The sequence below is a fragment of the Amycolatopsis sp. NPDC114478 genome, assembly GCF_055633805.1.
In genome coordinates, this window is the sequence record NZ_JBVKDO010000032.1 from 69,505 (window position 1) to 92,532 (window position 23,028).

General features: G+C 69.2%; 27 protein-coding genes and 1 pseudogene. 12 read left to right on the forward strand and 16 right to left on the reverse strand.

The genetic code is table 11. The annotated features are described in order from the left end of the window. Positions 1-96: 96 nt before the first annotated feature. Entirely contained in the window at positions 97-1,053 is a 957-nt protein-coding gene (locus ACZ7OH_RS47050; RefSeq protein ID WP_400890231.1) for a helix-turn-helix transcriptional regulator, read from the forward strand. Here ACZ7OH_RS47050 and ACZ7OH_RS47055 read toward each other — a convergent pair. From ACZ7OH_RS47055 to ACZ7OH_RS47070, 4 genes are all read right to left on the reverse strand, one after another. Then, positions 1,050-2,138, reverse strand: coding sequence for a winged helix DNA-binding domain-containing protein (locus ACZ7OH_RS47055; protein WP_470286879.1), 1,089 nt, complete (start codon positions 2,136-2,138; stop codon positions 1,050-1,052). The genes ACZ7OH_RS47050 and ACZ7OH_RS47055 overlap by 4 nt on opposite strands. Next, complete coding sequence (locus ACZ7OH_RS47060; RefSeq protein WP_470286880.1) at positions 2,135-2,575, reverse strand: DinB family protein; 441 nt, start codon at positions 2,573-2,575, stop codon at positions 2,135-2,137. The genes ACZ7OH_RS47055 and ACZ7OH_RS47060 overlap by 4 nt, the downstream gene beginning before the upstream one ends. After that, positions 2,572-3,327, reverse strand: coding sequence for a pentapeptide repeat-containing protein (locus ACZ7OH_RS47065; protein ID WP_470286881.1), 756 nt, complete (start codon positions 3,325-3,327; stop codon positions 2,572-2,574). The genes ACZ7OH_RS47060 and ACZ7OH_RS47065 overlap by 4 nt, the downstream gene beginning before the upstream one ends. A gap of 106 nt (positions 3,328-3,433) precedes the next feature. Continuing rightward, positions 3,434-4,066, reverse strand: a complete 633-nt coding sequence (locus ACZ7OH_RS47070; RefSeq protein ID WP_470286882.1) for a TetR/AcrR family transcriptional regulator — start codon at positions 4,064-4,066, stop codon at positions 3,434-3,436. Positions 4,067-4,211: 145 nt separating this feature from the next. Between ACZ7OH_RS47070 and ACZ7OH_RS47075 the strand changes: the two genes are divergently transcribed. Next, complete coding sequence (locus ACZ7OH_RS47075; protein WP_470286883.1) at positions 4,212-4,796, forward strand: CGNR zinc finger domain-containing protein; 585 nt, start codon at positions 4,212-4,214, stop codon at positions 4,794-4,796. Positions 4,797-4,822: 26 nt separating this feature from the next. Further along, entirely contained in the window at positions 4,823-5,821 is a 999-nt protein-coding gene (locus ACZ7OH_RS47080) for a quinone oxidoreductase family protein (protein WP_470286884.1), read from the forward strand. Positions 5,822-5,838: 17 nt separating this feature from the next. On the opposite strand, the gene ACZ7OH_RS47085 is transcribed toward ACZ7OH_RS47080, so the two are convergent. Both ACZ7OH_RS47085 and ACZ7OH_RS47090 read right to left on the reverse strand, forming a co-directional pair. Continuing rightward, positions 5,839-7,278: a HEAT repeat domain-containing protein gene (locus ACZ7OH_RS47085; RefSeq protein WP_470286885.1), complete on the reverse strand. Its 1,440-nt coding sequence runs from the start codon at positions 7,276-7,278 to the stop codon at positions 5,839-5,841. 45 nt (positions 7,279-7,323) lie between these two features. Beyond that, positions 7,324-8,277, reverse strand: a complete 954-nt coding sequence (locus ACZ7OH_RS47090; protein WP_470286887.1) for a ketopantoate reductase family protein — start codon at positions 8,275-8,277, stop codon at positions 7,324-7,326. Between the two features lie 69 nt (positions 8,278-8,346). Here ACZ7OH_RS47090 and ACZ7OH_RS47095 point away from each other — a divergent pair, with 69 nt between their 5' ends. Beyond that, positions 8,347-8,934, forward strand: coding sequence for a TetR/AcrR family transcriptional regulator (locus ACZ7OH_RS47095; RefSeq protein WP_470286888.1), 588 nt, complete (start codon positions 8,347-8,349; stop codon positions 8,932-8,934). Between the two features lie 97 nt (positions 8,935-9,031). On the opposite strand, the gene ACZ7OH_RS47100 is transcribed toward ACZ7OH_RS47095, so the two are convergent. Continuing rightward, positions 9,032-10,456 carry a M1 family metallopeptidase gene (locus ACZ7OH_RS47100; RefSeq protein WP_470286889.1) on the reverse strand — a complete coding sequence of 475 codons (1,425 nt, stop codon included), beginning with the start codon at positions 10,454-10,456 and terminating at the stop codon, positions 9,032-9,034. A gap of 236 nt (positions 10,457-10,692) precedes the next feature. On the opposite strand from ACZ7OH_RS47100, the gene ACZ7OH_RS47105 reads away from it, so the two are divergent. Continuing rightward, complete coding sequence (locus tag ACZ7OH_RS47105; RefSeq protein WP_470286890.1) at positions 10,693-11,190, forward strand: GNAT family N-acetyltransferase; 498 nt, start codon at positions 10,693-10,695, stop codon at positions 11,188-11,190. A 110-nt stretch (positions 11,191-11,300) separates the two neighbouring features. On the opposite strand, the gene ACZ7OH_RS47110 is transcribed toward ACZ7OH_RS47105, so the two are convergent. Further along, on the reverse strand, positions 11,301-11,966 hold the full coding sequence (locus ACZ7OH_RS47110; protein ID WP_470286891.1) for a hypothetical protein: 666 nt from the start codon (positions 11,964-11,966) through the stop codon (positions 11,301-11,303). 60 nt (positions 11,967-12,026) lie between these two features. On the opposite strand from ACZ7OH_RS47110, the gene ACZ7OH_RS47115 reads away from it, so the two are divergent. From ACZ7OH_RS47115 to ACZ7OH_RS47125, 3 genes are all read left to right on the forward strand, one after another. Then, positions 12,027-12,710: an endonuclease/exonuclease/phosphatase family protein gene (locus tag ACZ7OH_RS47115; protein ID WP_470286892.1), complete on the forward strand. Its 684-nt coding sequence runs from the start codon at positions 12,027-12,029 to the stop codon at positions 12,708-12,710. Positions 12,711-13,390: 680 nt separating this feature from the next. Continuing rightward, positions 13,391-13,798: a hypothetical protein gene (locus ACZ7OH_RS47120; protein ID WP_470286893.1), complete on the forward strand. Its 408-nt coding sequence runs from the start codon at positions 13,391-13,393 to the stop codon at positions 13,796-13,798. Positions 13,799-13,878: 80 nt separating this feature from the next. Then, a complete protein-coding gene (locus tag ACZ7OH_RS47125) occupies positions 13,879-14,256 on the forward strand; it encodes a hypothetical protein (RefSeq protein WP_470286894.1) in 378 nt (125 codons plus the stop codon). Positions 14,257-14,413: 157 nt separating this feature from the next. On the opposite strand, the gene ACZ7OH_RS47130 is transcribed toward ACZ7OH_RS47125, so the two are convergent. Continuing rightward, positions 14,414-14,887 (reverse strand): hypothetical protein, encoded by a 474-nt coding sequence (locus ACZ7OH_RS47130; RefSeq protein ID WP_470286895.1) that lies wholly within the window; start codon positions 14,885-14,887, stop codon positions 14,414-14,416. Between the two features lie 124 nt (positions 14,888-15,011). On the opposite strand from ACZ7OH_RS47130, the pseudogene ACZ7OH_RS47135 reads away from it, so the two are divergent. The 3 genes and pseudogenes from ACZ7OH_RS47135 to ACZ7OH_RS47145 all read left to right on the forward strand — a co-directional run. After that, positions 15,012-15,452: pseudogene (locus ACZ7OH_RS47135) on the forward strand (tyrosine-type recombinase/integrase); the annotation flags it as partial. Positions 15,453-15,504: 52 nt separating this feature from the next. Then, positions 15,505-15,855, forward strand: coding sequence for a DUF5958 family protein (locus ACZ7OH_RS47140; protein WP_470286910.1), 351 nt, complete (start codon positions 15,505-15,507; stop codon positions 15,853-15,855). A 404-nt stretch (positions 15,856-16,259) separates the two neighbouring features. After that, the gene (locus tag ACZ7OH_RS47145; protein WP_470286896.1) at positions 16,260-16,616 is read left to right on the forward strand and encodes a hypothetical protein; all 357 of its coding nucleotides are present in this window, start codon (positions 16,260-16,262) and stop codon (positions 16,614-16,616) included. A gap of 183 nt (positions 16,617-16,799) precedes the next feature. Here the strand turns inward: ACZ7OH_RS47145 and ACZ7OH_RS47150 are convergent, their stop codons facing one another. The 7 genes from ACZ7OH_RS47150 to ACZ7OH_RS47180 form a co-directional block, all read right to left on the reverse strand. After that, on the reverse strand, positions 16,800-17,102 hold the full coding sequence (locus ACZ7OH_RS47150; RefSeq protein WP_470286897.1) for a hypothetical protein: 303 nt from the start codon (positions 17,100-17,102) through the stop codon (positions 16,800-16,802). A gap of 87 nt (positions 17,103-17,189) precedes the next feature. After that, complete coding sequence (locus tag ACZ7OH_RS47155) at positions 17,190-17,729, reverse strand: hypothetical protein (RefSeq protein ID WP_470286898.1); 540 nt, start codon at positions 17,727-17,729, stop codon at positions 17,190-17,192. A 534-nt stretch (positions 17,730-18,263) separates the two neighbouring features. Beyond that, positions 18,264-18,869 carry a DUF3558 domain-containing protein gene (locus ACZ7OH_RS47160; protein ID WP_470286899.1) on the reverse strand — a complete coding sequence of 202 codons (606 nt, stop codon included), beginning with the start codon at positions 18,867-18,869 and terminating at the stop codon, positions 18,264-18,266. Beyond that, the gene (locus ACZ7OH_RS47165) at positions 18,866-19,465 is read right to left on the reverse strand and encodes a YbaB/EbfC family nucleoid-associated protein (protein ID WP_470286900.1); all 600 of its coding nucleotides are present in this window, start codon (positions 19,463-19,465) and stop codon (positions 18,866-18,868) included. Before ACZ7OH_RS47165 ends, ACZ7OH_RS47160 begins: the two co-directional genes overlap by 4 nt. Before the next feature lie 252 nt (positions 19,466-19,717). Then, positions 19,718-19,906: a hypothetical protein gene (locus ACZ7OH_RS47170; protein WP_470286901.1), complete on the reverse strand. Its 189-nt coding sequence runs from the start codon at positions 19,904-19,906 to the stop codon at positions 19,718-19,720. 295 nt (positions 19,907-20,201) lie between these two features. Beyond that, positions 20,202-20,354 carry a hypothetical protein gene (locus ACZ7OH_RS47175; protein ID WP_470286902.1) on the reverse strand — a complete coding sequence of 51 codons (153 nt, stop codon included), beginning with the start codon at positions 20,352-20,354 and terminating at the stop codon, positions 20,202-20,204. Further along, positions 20,351-20,995, reverse strand: coding sequence for a hypothetical protein (locus tag ACZ7OH_RS47180; protein WP_470286903.1), 645 nt, complete (start codon positions 20,993-20,995; stop codon positions 20,351-20,353). The genes ACZ7OH_RS47175 and ACZ7OH_RS47180 overlap by 4 nt, the downstream gene beginning before the upstream one ends. A gap of 547 nt (positions 20,996-21,542) precedes the next feature. On the opposite strand from ACZ7OH_RS47180, the gene ACZ7OH_RS47185 reads away from it, so the two are divergent. Next, positions 21,543-22,919 (forward strand): MFS transporter, encoded by a 1,377-nt coding sequence (locus ACZ7OH_RS47185; protein ID WP_470286904.1) that lies wholly within the window; start codon positions 21,543-21,545, stop codon positions 22,917-22,919. Positions 22,920-23,028: the final 109 nt, after the last annotated feature.

Here is a 23,028-nt window from a genome sequence, read left to right on the forward strand (position 1 = left end):
GCCGACGCGGTCCGTGGCAAGTGTTTGACGATTCAACTGCACCTTCCGGCGGATCGCGGACCGATCCTGTCCTCGATGTCTGGCACACTGCGTCCCATGTACGGGACATCGGAACGCCTGCTCAGGCTGCTGTCGCTGCTGCAGGCCCGCCGCGACTGGCCGGGCGCGGACCTCGCGTCGCGGCTGGAGGTCGACGTCCGCACGATCCGCCGCGACGTCGAACGCCTGCGGTCCCTGGGGTACCCGGTGCACGCGACGCCCGGCGTCGCCGGCGGCTACCGGCTCGGCGCGGGGGCCGCGCTGCCGCCGCTGCTGCTGGACGACGACGAGGCGGTCGCGGTGGCGGTCGGCCTGCGCACGGCGGCGAGCGGCACGGTCAGCGGCATCGAGGAGACGTCCGTGCGCGCGCTGGCGAAGCTGGAGCAGGTGCTCCCGGCGCGGTTGCGGCCACGCGTGAGCGCCTTGGGCGCGGCGACGGTGTCGCTCCCGGGCGGCGGCCCGACGGTGGACGCGTCGGTGCTGACGGTGATCGCGGCGGCCTGCCGCGACCACGAGCGGCTGCGGTTCCCCTACGGCGACCACGCCGGCACGGAGACGGAGCGGTCGGTCGAGCCGCTGCGCCTGGTCCACACGGGACGGCGCTGGTACCTGGTCGCGTACGACCTGGACCGGGCCGGCTGGCGCACGTTCCGGGTCGACCGGATCACGGCGGTGCCGGCGCCGAGCTTCCGGTTCACGCCGCGCGAACCGCCGGCCGACGACCTGGCGGCGTACGTGTCGCGGCAGATCTCGTCGGCGCCGTACCAGCACCAGCTGGTGCTGCGCGTGGCGGCGCCGGCGGCGGTGGTCGCGGCGCGGGTGCCGCCGACGACCGGGGCGGTCGAGCCGATCGACGAGCACAGCTGCCGGGTCCGGACCGGGGCGAACACCCTGGACACGGTGCCGTACTACCTGGCGCAGTGGGGGCACGACTTCGTGGTGGAGGAGGCCCCGCCGGGGTTGGTGGAGCGGCTGCGGGAGGTCTCGGAGCGCTTCGCCCGGGCGGTTGGCTAGCCCGCTTCAAGCCGAACGCAATCGCTTTCGCCGTCGCTCAGGAAGGTCGCCAGCTCGCTTGCTTCTTCCAGTAGTTCCCGGCGTTCTGTCTTGGCCAGTTTTCGCAGGGGCCGCACGGTCACTGTGTCGTCCTCGACCGTCCACGTCGCCGACACCCGGCCGTCGACCAGCACCACCCGCTCGCCGGCCACCGAGAGCCCGCGGTGGGCGTCGTCGATGACGCGGGTCCGGTCGTCGTAGCCCAAGATCGCGTTGTCGAACGCCGGCAGGAACCGCACGGGAGCCGGCGTCTCCGGGTCGGGGCGCGGCGCGTCCGGCAGGTCGAGCAGCTCGCGGCCGCGCTCGTCGCGGAAGACCACCAGCTCGTCGCGCACGGCTTTCACCGCCGCCGGCAGCCCGGCCAGGCCGGACCACGCGCGCAGGTCGGCCGTTGCGGCCGGGCCGTACGCCGCCAGGTAGCGCCGCACGAGCGTCCGCCCGACGGCGTCGTCCGGATCGAGCGGGTCGACGTCGCGGCCGAGCCACGTCGCCAGCGGCAGGTTCCGCACGCCGGCCTTGACGCGCCACAGCCCCCGCGGCGGCAGCTGCGCGACGGGGATCAGCGCGGCGACCAGCATTTCGCCGAGCGGCCGCGGCCCGGCGGCCGGCCACCGGTCGGCGACCGCCCGCGCGAGATCCCCCATCGACCGCGGCTCGCCGTCGGCCAGCACGGCGAGCCCGGCTTTTTCGAGTTCCTCGAGGTCGACGCCGTCGAGTTCCCGCCGGTAGACGCCGAGGACGCGCTGGCGCAGCATGGCGTCGAAGCGCGTCCGCCAGGCGAGGACGTCGTCGGCGGTGAGCAGGTGGACGGTCCGGCGCATCAGGTGCGTCCGCACGACCCGTCGTCCGGTGAGCAGGTCCGACAGCGCCGCCGGGTCGAAGTTCCGCAGCCGCGACCACAGCCCGGTGAACGGTTCCTGCGGTTCCTGCGCCTGCAGGCCACCGAGGTGCGCGACGGCGTCGGGCACGGGCAGGTCGGCGCGGTCGAGCAGGAGCTGCCGGGCGAGCGTCGCGCGGTTGAGGGCTCCGGTGCCGAGAACGGTCACGTGGACTTCTGCCCGTCGAGGGTCTCCCTGAGGATGTCGGCGTGCCCGGCGTGCTGCACGGTCTCGGCGATGACGTGCAGGATCGCCCGCCGCGCGGTCCACTGCTGCCCCGGCCGGTCCCACGGCGCGTCGGGCAGCGGGTGCTTGGCGACGTCTTCGTAGCGCGCCCGGATCTTCGTGAGGGTGTCACCGGGCTGCATGGCGAACTCGTTCTGATGCAGGTCGAACCGCATGGCGGATGGGCCTTCGACGACGAAGCGCAGCCAGTTCTCTTCCATCGACGCGACGTGCTTGAGGAGGCCGCCGAGGCACAGGGCGCTGACGGTCGGGGTCGCGCCGGCTTGCTCGTCGGTGAGGCCGTCGGTGGTGGCTCGGAGGGCGGCTCGGGCGGTCGCGAGCTCGGCGAGCAGGTCGTCGCGTTCGGTGTCGGTGGTCATGCGCCCAGCGTGTCAGGGATAGCGGACAGTATGTGTCCGCTATTGCGGCACGGTCGAGTGTGTTCACCCACCGTTGCGCACCCCGGCCGAAAGGGGGGCGAAGCCGGCGGGCCACCACGTGGTCTCGTCCGCCAGGGCGCCCTCGAAGTCGGTGCCGTCGACGACGGTCTCCTCCAGATCCGTTCCGCGCCGCAGAGGTTGGCCTGGGCCAGGTTCGCGCCGTGGAGCCGGACCCGCCAGAGCCGGGCGTTCTCGAGATTCCCCAGCCGCAGGTCGGCGTGGCTCAGGTCGGCGGTCGGCCAGGACCGGCTGCCGTCCTCGGTGGGGCCCCACCGGCCCAGGACCGTGAGCGCGGCTTGGACGTCCATGGCCCGGACGCGCAACGGCGGTGTGGCGTCGATCGGCTGATCCGCCGGGTACCCGGAGCCGTCCGGCGGTGGCCACGGCGACCGGGTGCGCACGTGGGCGGCGAGGACGTGCACGATGGCTTCCCGGTCGCGTGCGGACTCCGACGCGATCCGGTCGAGTGCGTAGACGCCGCCCAGCCGGGCGGACAGGCTGTCGGGGCCGAGCAGCTCGACCGAACGTCCGAACCGCTCGGTGAGCTGGCCTTGGCGTTCGATCTCCCGCTGTTGCCGGCTGTCGTCCACGTTGTGCCTCAGCTGGCGCCACGTGCCGTAGGCGCCGAGGAACAGAACCGCTCCGGCGACGCCCTGCAGGAGCGTGGCCCGCGCGTCGTTGACGGCTTTCACGTAGTCGGCCGGCGAGCTGCGCGGTGGAGGGCGAGCCCGGCGCGGCCAGGAGGACGTTCCGTCCCCACCGCCGTGGCCTGGACGCGGGCGTCGGCACCACGATCGCTCAGCCGGTGACCGGCGTGTCGGGCTGTGACGCGCCGAGCATGCGCAGCACCAGGCCGCCGTACTCCTTGCCGAGCGCGGCCGGTGTCTGGCGGGCGCGCTCGGTGTACCAGCGGGCGACGTCGACGCCGAGGGAGAGGACCGCGCGGGCCGAAGTGTGCGCGTCGGAGACCGTGAAGACGCCCTCCTCGACGCCGTCGGCGATGACCTCGCGGACGATCCGCTCGATGCGCCGCCGCAGCTCGGCGACCACGGCGAACTCCTGCTCGGGCAGGGCCTGCAGCTCGTACTGGACAACCCGGGCGACGGTGTGGCGCCGCGCGTGCCAGGCGACGAAGTCCTCGACGATCAGCCGGATCCGTTCGACGGGATCGGACTCCTTCGCGACGACGTTCTCGACGAGGGCGAGGGTCTGCTCGTGGCCGTACCGGCTGATGGCGAACAGCAGCGCGGCCTTGGACGGAAAGTGCACGTAGAGAGCGGCGGGACTCATCCCGGCGGCTCCGGCGATGTCCCGCGTGGTGGTGGCGTGGTAGCCGCGCTTGGCGAAGGCCTCGACCCCGGCCAGCATCAACCGGCGAGCGGTCTCGGGCTGCACATCCGGCCAGAGATCGGCCGACAGCGACATCGTCATCCGGTGATCCTCCCAGACCCCACCGCCCAGGATGGCCGGCTCCGGTCACCCTCATTGTAAGTACGGGCCGACCTCGGCCCGAGCAGTGCGGTGACCTGGCCCACAAATTCGCGCACGAAATAAGTAAAAGAGTCATGCTTCTTTCATGACTTGGCTCGCGACCGCGCGCTACGACCTCGCCCCGGCCCCGGGTGGCCTGGGGTTCGTCCACGATCTGCTCAACACCCGGTCCGCCGGCCGTCCGAGGCAGCCCGACCTGCTCGCCGACGTCGCGTCGGCGCAGGGCTGGGCCGACGGAGTCCTGGCCGCCTGGACCGAAGAGACCGGACAGGACCTGCCCGCCGTGACACTCGGCGAAGACGACCTCGACCCGCTTCGCGACCTCCGCGTCGATCTGCACGCCCACGTGGCCCGCGCGGACGGAGCGCCCGCGCCGGAACATCAAGCCGGGGTGGTGCTGCGCCTTGGGGCGGACGGCCGGGTCCGGGCGGAACCCCGCGGCACCGGCTGGCGGGCGCTGGCTTCGGTCGCTCTGATCGCGATCTCGGAGGCCCAGGCGGCCGACACCTGGCGCCGGCTCAAAACCTGCCGCAACCACCGGTGCGAAGCCGCGTTCTTCGACCGCTCGCGCAACAACAGCGGCACCTGGCACGACGTGCGCGTCTGCGGCAACCCCGCCAATCTGCGCGCTTTCCGCGAGCGGCAACGCGCCGAAAGAGTCGAGTCCTGAACACCTATTTCGAAAGAAGGGGCGCCATGCGCGCGATCCAGTACGACGAGTTCGGCGGCTACGACGTCCTCGGAACCGTCGACGTCCCGATCCCGGTCCCCGCCGACGGCCAGGCGCTCGTGCGACTCACGTTGGCGGGCGTGAACCCGCTGGAAGAGACCGTCCGCCGCGGGAAACTCCCCGCCGCGGCCGTCAAACCGCTGCCGATCCGGCCCGGCGGGTTCGGTGTCGGCGTCCTCACCGAGCCCGGCGCCAGCGGGCTGCCGGCCGGCACCCGCGTCATCCTCAGCGGCGGCCGGTACGGCGTGGGCGCCGACGGCGCGTGGGCCGAGTACATCGCCGTCGACCCGCGGCACGTCGTGGCCGTTCCGGACGGGGTCGACGACACCGCCGCGGCCGCGCTCACCGCCGCGACCGGCCACCTCACGGCGTACCTGGCGCTCATCGAACTCGCCGGCTTCCGGCCGGGGCAGTCCGTCCTCGCGCCCGGCGTCGGGGGAGGGGTCGGACAGGGCGGCGTGGACGTCGCCCGGGTGCTCGGCGCCGGCGCGGCGATGACCACGGCCACGACCACCGCGAAGGCCGAACGCGGCCGTGCGCTCGGGTTCGAGGTGATCGACCTGTCCACCGAGTCCCTGCGCGACGGCGTCCACCGGCTGACCGGCGGCCGCGGCGTCGACGTCGTCCTCGACGGCGTCGGCGGGTCCGTGACCGGCGCGGCGCTGGGTGCGCTGGCGGTGGACGGCACCCTGGTCAGCATCGGGTATGCGGCGAGCACCCGCACCGAGATCGACGTCACCGACCTCATCTGGAAGAACACCCACATCCACGGCTTCCGGTTCGCCCTGTTCACCGCGGAGCAGATCAACGCCGCGAACACGCAGTTGCTCGAACTGGTCGCCCGCAAGGAGATCACGCCCCTGGTCGACCGCGTGTTCCCGCTGGAGCAGGCCGCGCAGGCGCAACGCCACCTCGCCGAAGACGGCCCGTTCGGCCGCGTTCTGCTGGCCATCCGGCCGACCTGATCGTCCACAGAGGACGGTCAGTTGGTCGTCGTTCGTAGGGCCGCCATGGCGGCGGACCGGACGGCGGGGTGCGGGTCGGCCAGGGCGTCGGCGAGGAGGGAACGCAGGCCCTCAGCCGAAGTTCGGCCCAGCGCGGTCCCGGCGTTGGCCCGGACGCGGGGCCTGGGGTCGCGCAACGCCTCGGTCAGCAGCGGGAGCGTCTTCTCGTGGGTGATCCGCCCGAGTGCCGCGGCGGCGCGAGATCGGACCAGCTCGTCCTCGTCCTTGAGTGCGTTGGTCAGCGTCCAGATGTGGGCCGCGTCGGCTCGTTGGCCGATGATCCAGACGATGACGCGGCGGACCAGCGGGTCGGGATCGTGGCCGGGCAGGTAGTGGTGCGTGCCGACGCGCGCGAGGATTCGTCCGGCGAGCTTGCGGACACGCCGCTCTTCGGTGGTCAGCAACACCTGCACCAAGGTGGGCGCGACCGAGTCGTCGGCCAGGCGGGCCAAGCCTGTGAGGGCGGTGTGGACGTGGCAGCTGTCGCAGGCGGCGGTCAGCCGGCCGAGCGCGCGGTGATCGCCGTGCTTGGCCAGCACCCGGTAGGCCCGTGCGCGGACGACGGGGTGGACGTCGTCCGCGGCCTTGAGAGCGGCCGGAGTCGCCACCGGCCCGCCGATCCGGTTCAGCGCCAGCAGGGCGTTCTCGCGCACGTAGAACGAACTGTCGTCGAGCAGCGGCGCGATCGCCGGCGCGGCCTCCAGTGCTTCCAGCTTGCCCAACGCTTCCACCACGGGCAGCGACTGGTAGCCGTCGGACTCGCGCAGGACGTCGATGAGCGGGCCGGTCGCTTCGGCGACGCGCAGGTTGCCGAGCACTTCCGCGACGGCGAAGCGGCCCGGGCGGCGGTGGCGGAGGTGCTCGATCAGCACCGGCGCGACGCGCGGGTCGCCGGCCCGGCTCAGGGCGCGGGTGATGTCGTGTGCGCCGGCGTGGTCTACCCGCCCCAGCGCCTCGGCGAGGACGTCCAGCCGTCTCGGATCGCCGGTCTCGGCGATGCGCTGGGCGGCGGCGCGGCCGAGCCAGGCCCGGTCGCGGTCCGTCTCGTTCAGCAGCGCGACCAGCCGGTCGAACACCTCCGCCGAGGACTGCGCGGTGAGGCCTTCCAAGGCGGCCTGCACGACGGTGGCGGCGGGGTCGGCCAGGGCTTCCACGAGGACGGGCTGATGGGCGGGATCGTGGCCGGAACCGAGGGCTCCGACCGCGATGGCGCGGACCAGGCTGTTCGGGTTGGCCACCAGGGTGATCAGCCAGGCCGGCCCGGCCGGGTCGGACACGACCGCGTGCGCGTGCTGGTAAAGCGCCTTGTGTGCCTCGGTGCGCTCCGGCCAGTTTTCCGGCTCGATCAGTTCGGGGTCGGCCAGCCGGGCGGCCAACGCGTCCCCGATCGCGGTGTCCGGATCCCGGTTTTCGCGCATGACTTTCAGTCTGCCCGGCCGTACCAACGAATTTCGCCCACCGGATCATCGGCTGCCGGCGAAGTACTTTTCGGCGGCTTGCAGCCGCGGCACCGCGACGCCCAGCCGCCGTGCTTCCGCCAGGGTGTCCCGGCAGACCTCTCGCGGTTCTTCGGCGTCCGGGTCGGAGTGCGTCGCGAAGCTCATGCGCACCAAGGCGAAATGCGCGGTCAGCCAGGCGAACGCGGGCGCCGTCAGCCAGGTCGGCGCGCGGTAGCCCAGCATCGCACCCCGGTGCCGGTGAAGGTCGATCCCGCGCGCCTCGACCAGCGGCAGCAGCTCGCGGCTGGTCAGCAGCGCCTCGCGCAAGTCGCTCGTCGCGCCGGCCAGGTCGGCCAGCGAGCCCCGTCTCAGTCCCTGCGCGTGCAGGCCCGCGTTCGCCGCGAAGTGGAGCCATAGCCACCCGCGGAAGTCCGGCCGCTCCCGCACCCGGACGCCGGCCGCGCGAAAAGCCTGACGTACAGCCAGTTCACGCTCGGTCGGCGGCCGGTCGATGGTCCCGAAGACGGCCGCGGGCAGCATCGTCGCGCGGAGCACGCCGTCCGCGCCGAACCCGCCGCCGGACTGCGGGAACCCCCACGCGACCCGGTCGACGGGAAGGTCACCGATCGCGGCCAGCGGCTCGGCCCAGACGTTGCCGAACACCAGCACCGTCGCGTTGCCGATGCGCGGCGCGAGAAAAGCCGCGGCCTCGGTGAGGCGGTGGTGCTGCACGCTCAGCACGATCAAATCGAAGTCGTGGCCGGGCGCCAGCTCCTCGCGGTAGCGCACCGGCCACGTCCGGACGACGCGCTCACCCCGGATTCGCTTCCGCGCGTCGAGCAGGTCGAGGTCCATCGCGTCCCCGTAGGCCGCTGCGCGGCCCGGCCGGACGTAGAACTCGACGTCGTGCCCGGCCTGTTCCAGCGCCCAGCCGTGCACCGCGGCGATCACGCCACGGCCGAACATGAGGATCTTCACGCGCACCTCCTCGGGTATGATGAAAGTGGAGGTCATCTCCATTTCTCAACGTAGGGAGGCGAGCGCCGGTTGTCAACGGAAGGCAGTGCGGGCAAGCCGCTGCGCGCCGACGCCCGGCGCAACCGCGAGGCGGTGCTGGCCAAAGCCCGGGAGATCTTCGCCGCCGGGAGCTTCTACGACCTGCGCTTCGACGACTTCGCCCGGCTGGCCGGCGTGGGCACGGGCACGCTGTACCGACACTTCCCCACGCGAGAAGCGCTGGCCGAAGCCGTCTACCGCAACGAAGTCGCGACGCTCTGCGGCCGCGCCCGCGAGTTGCAGGCCACGCTGCCCGCGGCGGAGGCTTTGGCGACCTTCTTACGGGGCATGGTCGGTTATCTCGCCGCCCACCACGGCCTCGCCCGGACGCTGGCCACGCTCATGACGACCGGGTCGGACGTCCTCGCCGAAGGCGGCCGGGCGCTGGAGCAGGCCGTGACCGATCTGGTGACCGCCGCCGTGCGCGACGGTCACCTCCGCGACGACGTGCGTGCGGGTGCCGTGATGATGGCCCTGCACGGCATCGGCGCGGCGCACGACCGCCCGGATTGGCGGGCCGAGGCGGACGGCGTGATCACCCTCGTGCTCGACGGTCTGCGCCGGTCGCGCCCGACGTGAGCCTCAGCGCGTTGCGGACGACCCGGCCGCGATCGCCGAGGTGCGCGCACATCCTCGACTCGGCCGAGCGACATCCGCGCTACCGGCCGAATCGTGGTCAAAGTGTCGGCTTGCCCGGCTGGTAGAGCCAGGTGTGGAAGAACGAGTCGAGGTCGCGGTGGGTCAGCCGCTCGACGAACTGAATGAACTGCCGCGTCGAGACGTTGCCGTAGCGGTGCGCCGTCGGCCACTGCCTGAGGACGTCGAAGAAGGCGCGGTCGCCGATCTTCGTGCGCAACGCCTGCAGGGTCATCGCGCCGCGGGTGTAGACCAGGTCGTTGAAGATGTTGTCGCGGCCGGGGTCGGCGACTTCGCCGCTCCAGTCCTTCTCGTCGGCGTAGGCCTTCGCGAAGGTCTGCTGCACCGGGACGTTGTTGAACTTCTCCTGGTAGAGCCACTCCGAGTAGGTCGCGAAGCCTTCGTTGAGCCAGATGTCCGACCAGTGCACCGGAGTGAGGCTGTCGCCGAACCACTGGTGGCCGAGTTCGTGGGCGAGCAGATCACCGTCGACGTCGCTGGTGCTCTGGTCGTAAACCGGCCGGCTCTGCGTCTCGAGGGCGTAGTCGACGCCGACGTCGGCGAGGATGCCGCCGGTCGAGTCGAACGGGTACTGCCCGTACATCGAGGATTCCCAGTGGACGATCTGCGCCGTGGTCTGGTTGAACACCTGGCCCTGACCGGGTTTGGTGTCGATCGACTTGCCGATCGCAGTGATGTTCGGCAGGCCGCCGTCCGTCACGCCGCGGGTGACGTCGTAGTCGCCGATCGCGAGCATGCTCAGCTCGCTGGCCATCGGCCGGTTCATGGCCCAGCGGAAGGTGGTCTGGTGGTCGTGCGTGGTGGTGGGCCCGGGTTCGCCGTTGGCCAGCACGGTGAGTCCGGTCGGGACGGTGATGGTCTGGGTGTAGGTCGCTTTGTCGTCGGGGGTGTCGTTCACCGGGTAGTAGGTCGCCGCGCCGATCGGCTGGTTGAGCGCGACCGCGCCGTCCTTCGTGGCGACCCAGCCGGAGAGGCCCAGTGCGGGGTCGTCGATCTTCTGCGGGACGCCGGCGTAGCTCACCGAGACGACGAACGTGCTGCCGTTCCGCAGACCGTGCGGCGGGGTGATCACCAGCTCCTGGGCGCCGCTGCGGGTGAAGGTGGCGTTCTGGCCGTTCACCGAGAGCCTGCTGATCGTCAGCGGTCCCTGGAAATCGAGGTCGAAGCGAGAAAGGTCCTGGGTGGCCGTGGCGAGAATCGTCGTGGTCGCGTCGATTGCCCCGGTTTCGGGGCGGAACGCCAGCCGGATGTCGTAGTGGCTGACGTCGTAGCCGCCGTTGCCCATGTCGGGGAAGTACGGATCTCCGGCGCCCGGCGCACCGGGGAAGAACCGCGGTGCATCGGGCGCAGCATCTGCTGCCGGGCTCGCCGCGGCGAGCAGGCCGGCGGACAGTGCACAAGAGATGATCACCAAGTGGCCACGGCCACGGTTGACGCCTCGCATCGGTCCTCCTCGGCAACCATCGACGCTGAAGAGTAGGACCGACCCGACACGCGGATCAAGCCTGGTGCGGGCGGTGCCCGGCCGGCGAGAGGTTCCTCCGACCCGGCCACGGCGTCAGCCGTCCGCGATGGCCCGGGAAAGCCGAGGAGGTTCGATGCCGAGCCGTTCGGCCTGAGCGCGTGTTCGTGAATGATCACGCGGATGCCACGGCGACCAGGTGTGTAGCCTCGGCAGCTATGAGCTGGCTGCCCGACGACTTCGTCCACCCCGTGTATACGCCCGTGCCCGACACCGCGCTTCACCTGCGGCCGATCCGCGAGGCGGACACTGCTCTGGATTACCCCGCTGTGATGGGTTCCCAGGAGCGCTTGTGGAGGATCTTCGGTCCGGCCTGGTCTTGGCCCAAGGAGACGATGACCTATGAAGAGGATCGCCTCGACCTGTTGCGGCACGAGAAGGAGATAGCCGAGCACCAGTCGTTCAACTATGCGCTGCTGGACGAAGAGGAGAGCGCGATCCTGGGCTGTGTGTACATCGACCCGCCCGAGCGCACCGGTTCCGACGGCGAGGTGGCGTGGTGGGTGGTGGACGACCTCGTCGGCAGCGACGTGGAGCGTGCGCTCGATGCGCTGGTGCCACAGTGGATCGCCACCGACTGGCCCTTCCGCCGGCCCCGCTTTCTGGGCCGCGACATCACCTGGCAGGACTGGCTCGCGTTGCCGCCCGTCTCGTGACACCTCCCAAGCGGTGATTGGATCGGCGGACTACCGGCGGTAGCGACGAGAATGGGGCAGCGGCATGACAGCGCGGTGGTGTCGGGGTGTGCTCTGCCGCCGCGGTTGTCTCAGGAGTAGGGGGCGGCCTGAATCTCAACTCGGTGCCGGAGGTAGTCGTCGGGTGAGGTGCGGGCGATCCGCACGGCCTGGGTCACCAGGTCGTGCATCGTGTCGGGATACATCTGCGGATCCAGCGGCAGGCTCGGCAGGATGCACCGACGCATGTCTAGGTCGTCTTCGGTGACGAAGCGGCGCAATGCGGTGTGACGGTATCGCCGGCTGAGATCGCTGAGTGGGTGCCTGCGGGCACGGTGTGTCCAGTACCAGGCGCGGGCGGCGCCCGCGGCGTCGGTGGCTGAGCCGGTGTCAAGGCAGGTGATGAGGGCGAGTTGGACACGACGGTGGCCATACGCGGCGACAAGGGGTTCGACGAGCTGCCGGTTGAGGCTCGGGTCCGGTTCGTGGACTGCGGCCCGCAGCAACGGTTCGAACCACTCCTCCGGTACAGGACCGGCTTCTGATGCCGACGTGGCGTGGCGCGTGACGGCTTTGCCGATCTCTCGGCGGGCTCGGTGACGCCAGGTCGGTCGGACGCCGGGCTCGTCGGCTGCCGGAGATTCGGCCCCGACGAGGTCGAGCAGCTTTCGCAGCAGGGCCTCGTACGCAGCTGAGCGGTCGACGGTTTGGCCGGGCAGCGGCTGGAACAGCTTTGGCGTGTCGTCTTTCGACGTCATGTGTGAGAGCTTATTGGGCGACGGACCGTCAGCCGCTCATCGGCATGACCGGACACTGGGATGCTCGGAGGCCGCGAAGCACCTGCGGTCCGCCGCCCTCGCCGAGCACGCTCCGGACGTCGTGGCGCTCCAGGAGGCGTGGTCGGCGCCCGAAGGCGATCAAGCGCGAGAGCTCGCCGCCGCGGCGGGGCTGCACCATCACCGGTTTTCCTGCGACCGCTTGGAAGATGGTGTGACGTCGGCAGCGCGGTGCTCTCCCGCTGGCACGCGGGCGGCGCGGCCCGGGTCGACATCGACGGTCCGCGTGGCCCGGTCCGGCTGGTCAACGTCAGGCTGGACTGGCCGCTGCACCACTCCCACGTCCGGCAGGAACAGGTCACCGAGCTCGCGCGGCGGGTGCGTGAACTGGGCCGCGGTCCGCTGACCGTGGTGTGCGGCGACTTCAACGCCGCACCGGACTGCGACGAAATCCGGATGCTCACCGGCCGCGCGGCGGGCACGAGGACGTGCTGGCACGACGCCTGGGAGTTCGCCGGTGCCGGCCCGGGGCACACCTGGTCGACCGGCAATCCCTGGGCTGCGGCGGTGTTCCCTCGTGACCGGCGCATCGACTACGTCTTCTCGACGTTCTTCCATCGAGGAGGAGCCGGGCAGCCCCTGCGAGCGGAGACTCTGCGCACCGCGCCGGTCGGCGCCACCGTGCTCTCCGACCACTACGGGATGTTGGCGGAACTGCGCTACTGACCCGGACGGCCACCGGGCCGATCAGGCAGAGACCGGACATCCTTTGCGGCATGACTTTGCCTTCGGCGTCGACGTGACTGGCAGCAGTGTTCTTCACAGCCGACACGAACAAGCATCCTTGGCGCGTGCCCGACGAGCGAATCGAAGAGACGCCCGATTCAACCCAGCCCAGGAGCGCCGTAGTACGGAGGCCGGGCGATGATCCGTCACTCTCGGACGAGGAGCTGATCTCTTCGCCCCGCTTCAGGGCGCGCGACGGGTAGGCCGACCCCGACAGTGCCGTGGTTCGCGGCGGTCCGACCGGGCCGATCAGCCTCGACGCCGGGCGAGCCCAGTACATCGCCAACGGAGGTACCAGATTGGCTCATACTCCGCCCCAACCCAGCTGACCACTTGCCGTCGAGCAACATGCCTGCGCAGGGCGGGTATTCACGAATTCGGACGCGCACTCATCGGCATGAGCGGACATTGAGTGAACGATCGGGGACCACTCAGCGGCACGAAGACGTTCTGCCGAGTGCGGTACTACACGTGGAACGGCGTCCTGCAAGCCGATGATCGCTTGGTGTCGGTTCAGCTCGGCGGTCCGCTTGCGGACTTCCTGGCGAAGAAGGGGTTGCCGGATGGGCCACGAATATGCGGTCGCCATAGCGCTCGTCGAACGCTGATGGTTGCGAGGAATGACTGCGGTAGTCTTCGGCGTGCTCGATGCAAGCGTCAACTTGGTTGCGGAAGGCCTACGTCGCTATGGCGAGGACGACGTTGCCTTGTGGGTCCTTAAATGTTCAGATGACGAGCTGCTTCGAGTGTGTTCGGTGGCTGATTGGCTCCTCCTGCGTGGCCCGGCGCTCCCGTCCGGCTCGAGCATGATGATCGTAAAGGCGTGCGCGCTGGCCGCGGTGTACGTCCGCGAGGGAAAGCCCCGCGATCTGAAGCGACGTCGCCGCAGGCCGGCATCGTCCGGTACGGTCCCGGACCAGCATTCGTCGGATGCCGACCGTCGGCCTGATTTGATGGCCCAGTTGAGCGCCGGTCACGGCTACGGGGTCGGGCAGGATGCCCGCGACTTCTGGGGTGTACTCGAGTAACTCCTGACGATCCCGCAGCAGCAGCCAAATGCGATCGCTCAGCGGCATGAGAGGACAGCAGCCGGATAGGCTCTTTCCTCGTGGAGGGTGTGGAGTTCGCAGTTATCGCTCAAGGCCGGGACGAGCCGTTCTACCGAGTCCGGACCTCGGTCTTCGAGGTGACCTTCATGGTCGGGGGTGACGAACAAATCGAGGCGGTGGCGAACGTCGATGCCGAAGTTCGCTTGCCTGACGGCTCTCGCTGGAGCGTGACGATCTTCACACTGGCCGAGGTCGAACGTCTTATGTCGGAATGGGCTGAGACTGGTGAGTACGGCGGGGGTGGTCACTTCTGGTGCTCCGACGGCCTGATCGTCCGTGAGTCCGGCCTGGACCACATGATCATCGCGCTGGCGAGCCTCCACCGGAGCGGCAACTTTCGCGACGCCCTCAATCGCCTCGATGAACCGGGCGGGTAGTTCCGGCAGCACGGTCCGAGCTGGACCGGATGCAGCATTCCCTACGCACGCTCTTCGGCATGACAGGGCGACTGGATGATCGACGGGGCGGGCAGAGTGCGGCAACGCAGTACCCGACACGTCCAGGGCGACGGATCGGAGGCTGGATGTCGTTGAATCAGTTGGCGGTCGGCCGCGGTGGGGGCTGGACTGCTCTGCGCCAGGCCGTCCGGAGACCTTCCAGTTCGTGTCGGGGGAACGGTCGACCCCACCGAGTCTGGTAGCCGGCCTCGCCCATGTCGTCGGCGACGGTGTCGAATGCCCTGAGCACGGCTTTGGCGAGCGTGGTCGTTGGCTGCTCGCTTTGCCAGAGCAGGCTTCCCTCGTGCCCAGGTGTCTTCCAATCGACAGCTTCGAGAAGGCGGATCGTGACCGTGTTCGCTCGACGATGGAGAAACCAGCGGTAAACGGTGGGTTCGGCCTCGAACTCGGCCTGGGTGTGGGTCTCATGGAGGACGATCCTGGCGACGGCCCTCAGCAGCTGCTCGGGACCATCGGTGACGTAGGAAGCGAACGCCTTGGCGCTGGTGTGCTCGTCCTCGACGGAGCAGAGCGCCCAACCGTGGTGTTTGATCGTCCAGGTAAGTCGCACGTCCGGCATTGTGATCGGACACGGTGCCCGCCGTCATCCGATTACTACTGCAGGCTGCAGCGGCGTCCGCTCATGGAGCCATGAGAGTGCGTATGGACCGGTCGTCCTGGTCTGCGCATCCTGGATGGCGGCCGGCGCCTGCGTCGTCGTTGAGGGTGGACGCTGGAGATGTCTGCGCCGGGGAACTCCACCGTTGGGGCCAACGCCTCGTTGGTCTCAACCAGGTGTGGAGGTCGTTGTGGCGTGGGTGGAGCAGTGCGGCAGGAGGTCGTGGCGCGTGAGGTATCGACGGCAAGGTTTCGGTGTTCGTTCGGTGTCCGGATTTGGCTCGCGGCGTGATGCTGTGGCTCATGCCGCCGGGTTGGAGGTGGATCGGCACCGGCGGGTGTGGATCGATCCGGCCGACAGCGCGGTCACGGTGGCGGAGTGGACAGGGCGGTGGTTCCGGTCGCTGGATCTGGATCCGCGGACGATCGAGAGTTACCGGAGCCGGTTGCGGTGTCACATCCTGCCGAAGTTCGGTGACCTGCCGTTGGGTGCGGTCACGGCGTTGGGTGTGACCGAGTGGGCTCGGGAGCTGGAGCGAGCAGGGTTCGCCCCGTCGACGCAGGCGCTCGATCACGTTCGGCGTCCGCTGGTTCGGTGCTATGACAGACTCCGAGCAACTCGCCGTACTGGAGGAGATCGTCGGCTACTGCCTTCAGGCACGGGCGACCACCGACGACGTTCCGGAGGCGATCAGGCGAGCCGGCCTCAAGCCCACCTACACGTCGGCTGTTCTGGCGGCACGCGGCCAAATTCACGTACAGCTGCCGAAGATCATGGGGCTGCCTTCCGACTGGAGGAGTAAGGCGTTCCGCTTGTTGATCGCGCTGCTCGGCGTCGCGGACGAGCGGAGACGGGCTGTGTCCTGCAGTCAGGGCTGCAGTCATTTTTGGCATCGGTTGGATGGCGCGCCCGCCGGTTGAGGTGCTGCTGAAGTAGTCCCTTCGGGACTCGCGCTCGTCGGCATGACGGGACGTGAGCGCGCGATAAGCGGCATGAGCAGTTGCTCAGATGTTTGTTCGGCTATGCTTCGACCGTGCATCGGGGTGACGAGTGGCCTGGGCTGGACCCACGTTTCAGCGTCCGGCTACGCCATCTCTTCGGCCCCTTCTACTCGGTGCGGATCTTCGATGAGAGGACCGGTGCAGAGGTCCATGTCACGGGAGGTTCGTTCTTGACTGGTCGATCCTCCGTCCGCCGGGCAGTCAAGTACGCCACCGCTCGATACGTCCGACGCGGTGCAGCCGGACGCACTGGTCGGGCATAAGGCGCAACTGCTGAACGCCCTGAATTCGGCACGGGCGAGCGGGGACGACATAGTCTCAGCATGGATCCTGATCATGAGCACAACCGATGGACAGACGCTGAAGCCGAGCGGGGCTACATCCGCGCACGATTGCGGCTCGTGACCGCGAGCCAAGGAGGCCGCCGAACCCCGATCCACTCCGGTTACCGGTCGCGCTGGGGCTTCCCGCCGGACGTCCATCCGGAAAGCCACGACGCGCCTCTGACGCTGGAGACAGTGAAGACCCTCGCGCCGGGCGAAGAGGCGACGGTGCGACTCCATCCGCTCATGCCTGATCTCTGGCCCCTTGTCGGGCCAGGTCTGCGGCTGTCGATGCGTGAGGGCGCCCGAATCGTCGGACTTGCCGAGGTCGTGGAAGTCGTACCTCCAAGCCGATGATCACGCTCTCATCGACTGGGCCGGTGGCGAACGCGCGGTATGCGGCACGACAGCGCGTCTGCGATGTGCTGCGACCTGGAACTCGTCCCGTCCCCGAAGTCCTCCGACCCGAGGTATCAGTCGCAGTGACATGCCAGAATCGATCGGGGTCAGCGGTTCCCGGACGGAATCGAGCATTCCCGATCAGGTGAGCAGGCGAACATGCCGCGGATCGCGTCGATGTCGATGTCCGAGACACTGCCGACCTGTTTGTTGTGGCCGTTGCGGCGTTCCGGGTACAGGTGGAGTGCGCGGCGGTCGGTTGGTCAGCCCGATCGGGTCGTGGACCCAGACATCCAGGGGCAGGCGCAGGCCGGGGCGGCCGATGTTGCAGAACTGGACGACGGTGCGTCCGTTGGTGGTGGGGTAGCTGTGCCAGACGCCTTGCTTGTTCCGGACGGCCGGTTCCTGCCCGGTGGCGGGCATCGCGTTGATCGGGCTAGCCATCGCGGTGAACGGTTGTCGGCGGCGGCAGGCTACTGGGGTGTCTGCTTCAGCCGCAACGAGGTTTCGGCAGCACCGGTGCCACAGCTGTCACCATGGGGTGCCGCCGAGGCTGGCTGGCCCGCTACCGACCACGATCAGCTTTTGGACGGGCCATTCATGAGAGTAGGAATCAAGGTCAGCGGTCAGCCACGACTCGCCTGGCCTCGCCCGATGGAACCGGAACGTCCCGTTCGTGGTGTTCGTACCAATGATGCAGCGCACTGCCACCGGCTTGTCCAGCTCGTTCACGAGCCGGACCACTTCCAAGGCGAAGCCAAGCCCGTGCCGAGGCATCAATGCTTGGTCTTCCTCGGAGATCACCGGCTCACCATCCGGCGACGATCTGACCTTGACCGGCACTGCATCGTCAAGATGGAGGCTACTGACAAAGCACTCCCAGCCCGTCAGGTCCGGAAACCTACCCGGGGGCTCGTCAGCCCAACCAGAATATCCTGCGAACAGCAGGACCTCGCCGCGCCGAACGACGCCCTCACGGAGGATTTCGCGCAGCATGGGCGGGAGCTCGGCCGGTGGAATGACAGCACCGGTCCCGCTCGCCTCGAGCGCGCTGGCTGCGACGTCGTTCATACGCACCGTCAACACGGACGAGAGCTTCTCATCCCGAGCAAACCATTATCCGCCCGTACCCTTGGCGACGACCGCCTTATCGGATGCAACGCTGAGCGTCGTAAGCGCGCCGGGACCAGATTCACGCTCGATCAGCCAGAGCTTCACCGATGCCACGCACAGAGATCGGTGAGTTCTTGACGCAGGGCGTCTCGTTCCGCGGACAACCTCGATGTGCTCGTCGTTTCGTCCGGCCTCCCACGATGCCAGTCTCACGCGACCTGGATGTGGCCCACGAATCATGCGAACCGTTTGCTCGTCGGCATGACCGCGCGGTGGCTCATCAGTACGTGTGTCGAACCGGCGGAGGAACGCCTGCCAGGCCGCATCGACCGCGGCGCGGTCGGGCCGATGCGGGAGGGCCAGAGCCACACGGGTTTCGGGATGGCGCCGGACGGCAGACGTTGGACTTCGCGCCGGGTCACGGTGCCCTCGATGATCGGCAGGGCACCGTCGTGGCCGGCTCAGGCGTGGCCGGCCATCATCGGACGTTCATCACTGCCGGAGGTTGCCGATCACGAATTCGGCCATCTTCGCGACACCGCCGCAGCGGTCGTTGTCCCAGTAGTTGTTGCGAAGATCTCTGCCCTCGATTTCGAAAGTCAGCATCTGCTGCTCAGTGACCTCGACCGAGACCGAGCATTCGCCGGGCGCTCTGAGTTCGTGGTAGACGACGGCGGGAAGGCCACTGACCGACGTCTCCGTCCACGGCTCCAGTTCGCCGTTCTTCTTCAGCGGGGAGGTCGAGAGCTCAGTGAGGGTTTTCGGGCTCTGGACCGGCTTCAACGCCACCAGCAGGGCGCCGGCCGGATTCGGCCAGGCGCAGCCGAACGCGGGGAGGGTGGTCCGCGGAGATGGCTGCATCCCGTTCGGTGGGTCGGCCACGACGGCGGCTGCCTGCTCCTTGGTGAGCAGGCTGCACGGGTCGGAGTCGAACTTCGCCAAGTCGAGGGGAGCGTCGACCTGGTCCAAAGGCAGCGGGGCGCCGGTCTGCGCCGGCGCCGGCGGCGTGGAGAGAAACCGTTCCGGTGTCGACGATCCGCAGGCGGCCAGCAAGCTCGCCGAGAGAAGTGTCGTGCACGCGATCACTGCTGCCCTCATGCCGGCGCCGCCGACGGGTCGACGCGCCATTGCCGTTGGTCGTCGATACCGGAGTTGCTCTGCATCGGAGGCATGTCCGGGAAGTCGGTGTTGCCTTGCACCAGGGCGATGGCCTGTTTCTGGAACCCTCCCAGGGTCTTCTGGGCCTCCGCGAACAGGTCGCTGACCGATTGACGAGGTCGAACCTCGTCGGTGAGGAAGTCGAGGTCCGCGAAGTTCTCCTCGTCCTCCGGCGCGGCGGCGCGCCGGGCCGGTTCGGGTGCGGCGGCCTGCGGCGGCGTAGCCGGCCCGGTGGCGGACGGCGGCGGTGGTGGTTGTTTGCCGAAGAGGGCGTTGAGGTGCGGCAGCGACGACGCCCGTGCGGCGGCGCGAGCGTTGCGGACGGCTTCGACGATGTCGAATCCGAGTTTCTGCACGTGCGCGCCGTGCAGCGCACGGTCGTCAATCCGCAGGTCGAGAAGTTTTTCCTTGCGGGTTACGGTGACGGTCACGAGTTGGTCGCTCGAGCGCGCGGTGTGGCGTGTCGCTGCCAGTTGTGCGTCGAGTTCGGCGGATTGTTGCTGCAGTTGCCGCAGGTCACGGTGTGGTGCGGTCATGACGGCGCCACAAGGTCAAGCATCGTGTTTCCCTACTCCAGGTCCTGTCGAGATGACAGAACGTGCCCGCCGTGCACCCTACTGCGACTGTGCGGCGGCGCAAGTGCGAACACCGAAGGAGGGGCATAGGTCACGCTAGCCGTGAGCCTGGGCTTGGACAGCGGGCTTGATTAGTCGTCGCCGGTGATACGGAGCTGAGTCCGAATGCTCTATGGCCGGCGATTTCTCGGTAGGACCGCTGTGCCGACGTTGTCAGTTCCCGTCCGTATGGCCGTGCCGGCCAGCACACTTGGCCGGGTTGCTGCGTAGGCACACCTTGCCTCCGGCTACCCGCAGCCCGGCGTCGTCGAAGGCGGTCACCCAGTCCGCCGCGGTCGCCTTTTGCGCGGTCGCCAGCGGGATCAGGGCGGAGCAGACGGCCTGGTTGAGCTTGTTCTCCACTGCGTCCTTGGGGTTCGGGATAGTTCCGGGTTCCACCCAGAGGTTGCGCGGGTCGTCCGGGGCGCCGCCGAACTCGAGGCTGACCAGGTCCCGATGTGATAACCGATGTTGCGGAATCGGACGCTATCACCTGGCTGCGGCAACAGCGAGCATGCTGACCTGCTATGCGGCTACATCGTCGACGCCAAGAAGAACGAGACCAGGATCAGCGAGTCTCCGGTTCATCAGCTGCCGAGCAGCGGGTGAACACGAGCGCGCGTTGCGGCAGCACGGTCAGCGGCATGAGCGGAGGTTGTCATGTCGTGGTCGGTGTCAGCCACACGTCCGCATCGAGCAGCCCGTCGGGCAGTGTCGCGGCCCATTGCGCGATCTCGGGGTCGATCCACGCGAACTCGGCATGCACGGTCGGCTGTCCGTCATCGTCGGCCGACCGGCCGGTCGAGATCATCGGCCATCGCCGCTCCGACAGCTCCTGCCGCAAACGGTTCTGAGCAGCGTCGATGTCCTGCCGCCGGTATCGGCTGGCGACCACGCAGAGAGCGGCACCGAACCGGGGGCGCAAAACCCGCTCCGCGCGTGCGGATCTTCGGCGGCAACAACCAGCACCGGCTGCGCCGGACCGGGATGGAACTGCGTGATCTGCGTGATGGTCAGCTCCGCCCATTCCTCCCAGCGGGGCGGTAACGCCCGGAGATTGACCGCCGTACCGGAGTTGCCGCCAGAGGCGACCGGCCAGCCGGAGGTGGGAGGAGGGCACGGGGGACTGGTCCACCGGCTCGCGTCGCGGGCCGGCGCGGGCGTCGGGTCCTGCGCCTGGACGTGCAGTTCACCGTTGCGCCACGTCGCGGTCAGCGTGGTCCAGCCTTCGAGCACACCGCCGGGATACTCCTGACGCCGGGCAAGGCGATCGGTGTCGATGCCGTGCAGGGGCAGGGCATATCGGCCGGGGCGCGGAGCCGGTCGCGGGTGAATCAACAGCAAGGCCTGCGGGATCGGTGGTTCGAACGAGGTCGCCCCGTCCAGCACCAGGACACGTCCCGTGGCCCGCACGAGGACGCCGTCGCGCAGCACCCAGTCATCCGGCTTCACCTGACCAGTATCGCCGCTGCACACACGACTGTGCTGCCGTGACGAGTCAGGCAGGTTGACTCGCGACAAGGTCCGCGCGGCGGTCAGTCGAGGACGAGCGCGGCGACTGTCTTGCCGTGGAAGGTCTGTGCGGTTGGAATGAAGCCCAGGCGCAGGTGGATTTGTCCGGGGGCCTCAGGGCCCGGCACCCACGGGATCGTGACCCGGTTCTGGCCGTGGGACGGGCTTCTGCTTGGAGTTGCTCGACAGCGAACCGGCCCGCATCGTAATCAGTCGAGCGGAACGTCCGGGGCGAAGCCGCTCATGACCAACCCGACCAGGTCATCGTCGTGATCGACCAGCGGGGCTATGCGGTCGCGGGGCGGGGTAAGCCTCGGCGTGAGACGCTGCAGTGGGCGCGACGAACTCTTCCTCTTATTGCCGGGAAGTCTGGACGGTTGACGCGGCAGACGTCCTCGATCGATCGGGCCGGGATCACACTCGGCACCTCGCGCGGTCATCGGCATGGGTGCACGTCGGGCCGGTTCTCGATGAGGCCGTGACTTGCATGAGGAACGCGGTCGCTGATGGCGCTAGGGGCTGGGACGGGGTGTCCGCTCTACGGTTCGGATCGATACGGGACCTGGGCCGGGGCACCTTTCTGTTCTGGGCGATCGCCACGGAACCCGTGGGGTGGGCCGGGGCTAGGCTCTCCGCTGTGGGGGCGCTGGGGCAGATCACAAGCAAGGCTGATTCCTTTCGGGTTTTCGCCGCAGCCGGGACATCACTGCTCGGTGACGGCGTCCGGAACGCCGCTCTGCCGTTGCTCGCCGTCGCCCTGTCGCCGACACCGGCCGCCGCCGGCATTGTCACCTTCGCCGGCACCGTCCCGATTCTGCTGTTCACACTGCTGAGCGGCGCGCTCGCCGACCGGCACGACCGCCGGGCCCTGATGTGGCGGACCGATCTGCTGCGCGGCGTCCTCGTCGGCGCGTTCGCCATCTGGGTGCTCGTGGCCGTTCCGCCGTTGTGGGCGCTGGTCATTACCACGTTCCTGCTCGGCAGCGCCGGCACCGTCTTCGACAGCGCTTCCAACAGCTTCATCGTCGACCTCTTCGGCCCCGATCCGACCCGGCTGGCTACCGCCAACAGCCGCCTGCAGGCCACCCAAGTCGTGAGCTACCAGTTCGTTGGGCCGCCCCTGGGTGCCGCACTGTTCACCGTCTCCGCCGGTGCGCCACTGGTCGTCGACGCAGTCTCGTTCCTGGCCGCCGGTGTTCTCGTGCTCACCATCCGCACCCGGCACACCGCCGCCCGCCCCGACCGGACCACCACCATCCGCGCCGACATCGGCGAGGGCGTGCGCTGGCTGTGGCGGCACCAGGGCCTGCGGCTGCTCGCACTCGAACTCGGACTGGCCAACCTGACCCTCACGATGGGCACCACCATGCTGGTGCTGCTCATCGTGAACGTCCTGCACGCCCCGGCCGCGATCTACGGCGTCGTCCTGCTGGCCGGCGCGGCCGGCGGCCTGCTCGGCAGCCTCGCTGCCGGCCGGGTCCGCAAGCACCTGCGCCCGGGACCGGGGCTCGGGCTGTCGATCAGTCTGATCGCGGCCGGTTTGTTCTTGGCCGGGTTCGCGTGGTCGATCCCGGTAGTCGCCGCTGCCTACGCTCTCGGCGCGTTCGGCATCATGCTGTGGAACGTGCAGGCCGTGGTGATCCGCCAACGGCTCATCCCCCGCGAGTTGATGGGCCGGGCCACCAGCAGCTACCGGCTGATCGGCTGGGGCGCCGGTCCCATCGGCGCCGCTCTGGGTGGTCTTCTCGGTTCCGTACTCGGCGTGCGAGCACCGCTGATCATCGGCGGGGCGGTCCTGGCGCTGTCTTTGGTGCTGGTCCCGCGGCTGGCCGCACTGGAGCCCAGCGGGCCGAGTTCGGCTTAGCCGACCTCGACTGCTGTCAACGCTTCGGGAACCTTGACCCCGGGTGGTCTCTGGAAAATTGACCCCCTGTGCGGTGTTGTTGTCTAGTTCTGGTCGGTGTTCTGTTGCT

What these genes read in the sequence shown, in the direction of transcription:
- ACZ7OH_RS47085 (WP_470286885.1), bottom strand. Translation starts at nt 7,278, where the DNA reads ATGCGCGAAAACCGGGATCCGGACACCGCGATCGGGGACGCGTTGGCC.
- ACZ7OH_RS47160 (WP_470286899.1), bottom strand. Translation starts at nt 18,869, where the DNA reads ATGAGGGCAGCAGTGATCGCGTGCACGACACTTCTCTCGGCGAGCTTG.
- ACZ7OH_RS47080 (WP_470286884.1), top strand. Translation starts at nt 4,823, where the DNA reads ATGCGCGCGATCCAGTACGACGAGTTCGGCGGCTACGACGTCCTCGGA.
- ACZ7OH_RS47110 (WP_470286891.1), bottom strand. Translation starts at nt 11,966, where the DNA reads ATGACGTCGAAAGACGACACGCCAAAGCTGTTCCAGCCGCTGCCCGGC.
- ACZ7OH_RS47100 (WP_470286889.1), bottom strand. Translation starts at nt 10,456, where the DNA reads ATGCGAGGCGTCAACCGTGGCCGTGGCCACTTGGTGATCATCTCTTGT.
- ACZ7OH_RS47070 (WP_470286882.1), bottom strand. Translation starts at nt 4,066, where the DNA reads ATGACGATGTCGCTGTCGGCCGATCTCTGGCCGGATGTGCAGCCCGAG.
- ACZ7OH_RS47105 (WP_470286890.1), top strand. Translation starts at nt 10,693, where the DNA reads ATGAGCTGGCTGCCCGACGACTTCGTCCACCCCGTGTATACGCCCGTG.
- ACZ7OH_RS47060 (WP_470286880.1), bottom strand. Translation starts at nt 2,575, where the DNA reads ATGACCACCGACACCGAACGCGACGACCTGCTCGCCGAGCTCGCGACC.
- ACZ7OH_RS47120 (WP_470286893.1), top strand. Translation starts at nt 13,391, where the DNA reads ATGACTGCGGTAGTCTTCGGCGTGCTCGATGCAAGCGTCAACTTGGTT.
- ACZ7OH_RS47175 (WP_470286902.1), bottom strand. Translation starts at nt 20,354, where the DNA reads ATGATCTCGACCGGCCGGTCGGCCGACGATGACGGACAGCCGACCGTG.
- ACZ7OH_RS47185 (WP_470286904.1), top strand. Translation starts at nt 21,543, where the DNA reads ATGAGGAACGCGGTCGCTGATGGCGCTAGGGGCTGGGACGGGGTGTCC.
- ACZ7OH_RS47165 (WP_470286900.1), bottom strand. Translation starts at nt 19,465, where the DNA reads ATGACCGCACCACACCGTGACCTGCGGCAACTGCAGCAACAATCCGCC.
- ACZ7OH_RS47075 (WP_470286883.1), top strand. Translation starts at nt 4,212, where the DNA reads ATGACTTGGCTCGCGACCGCGCGCTACGACCTCGCCCCGGCCCCGGGT.
- ACZ7OH_RS47145 (WP_470286896.1), top strand. Translation starts at nt 16,260, where the DNA reads ATGGATCCTGATCATGAGCACAACCGATGGACAGACGCTGAAGCCGAG.
- ACZ7OH_RS47150 (WP_470286897.1), bottom strand. Translation starts at nt 17,102, where the DNA reads ATGGCTAGCCCGATCAACGCGATGCCCGCCACCGGGCAGGAACCGGCC.
- ACZ7OH_RS47050 (WP_400890231.1), top strand. Translation starts at nt 97, where the DNA reads ATGTACGGGACATCGGAACGCCTGCTCAGGCTGCTGTCGCTGCTGCAG.
- ACZ7OH_RS47115 (WP_470286892.1), top strand. Translation starts at nt 12,027, where the DNA reads ATGCTCGGAGGCCGCGAAGCACCTGCGGTCCGCCGCCCTCGCCGAGCA.
- ACZ7OH_RS47155 (WP_470286898.1), bottom strand. Translation starts at nt 17,729, where the DNA reads ATGAACGACGTCGCAGCCAGCGCGCTCGAGGCGAGCGGGACCGGTGCT.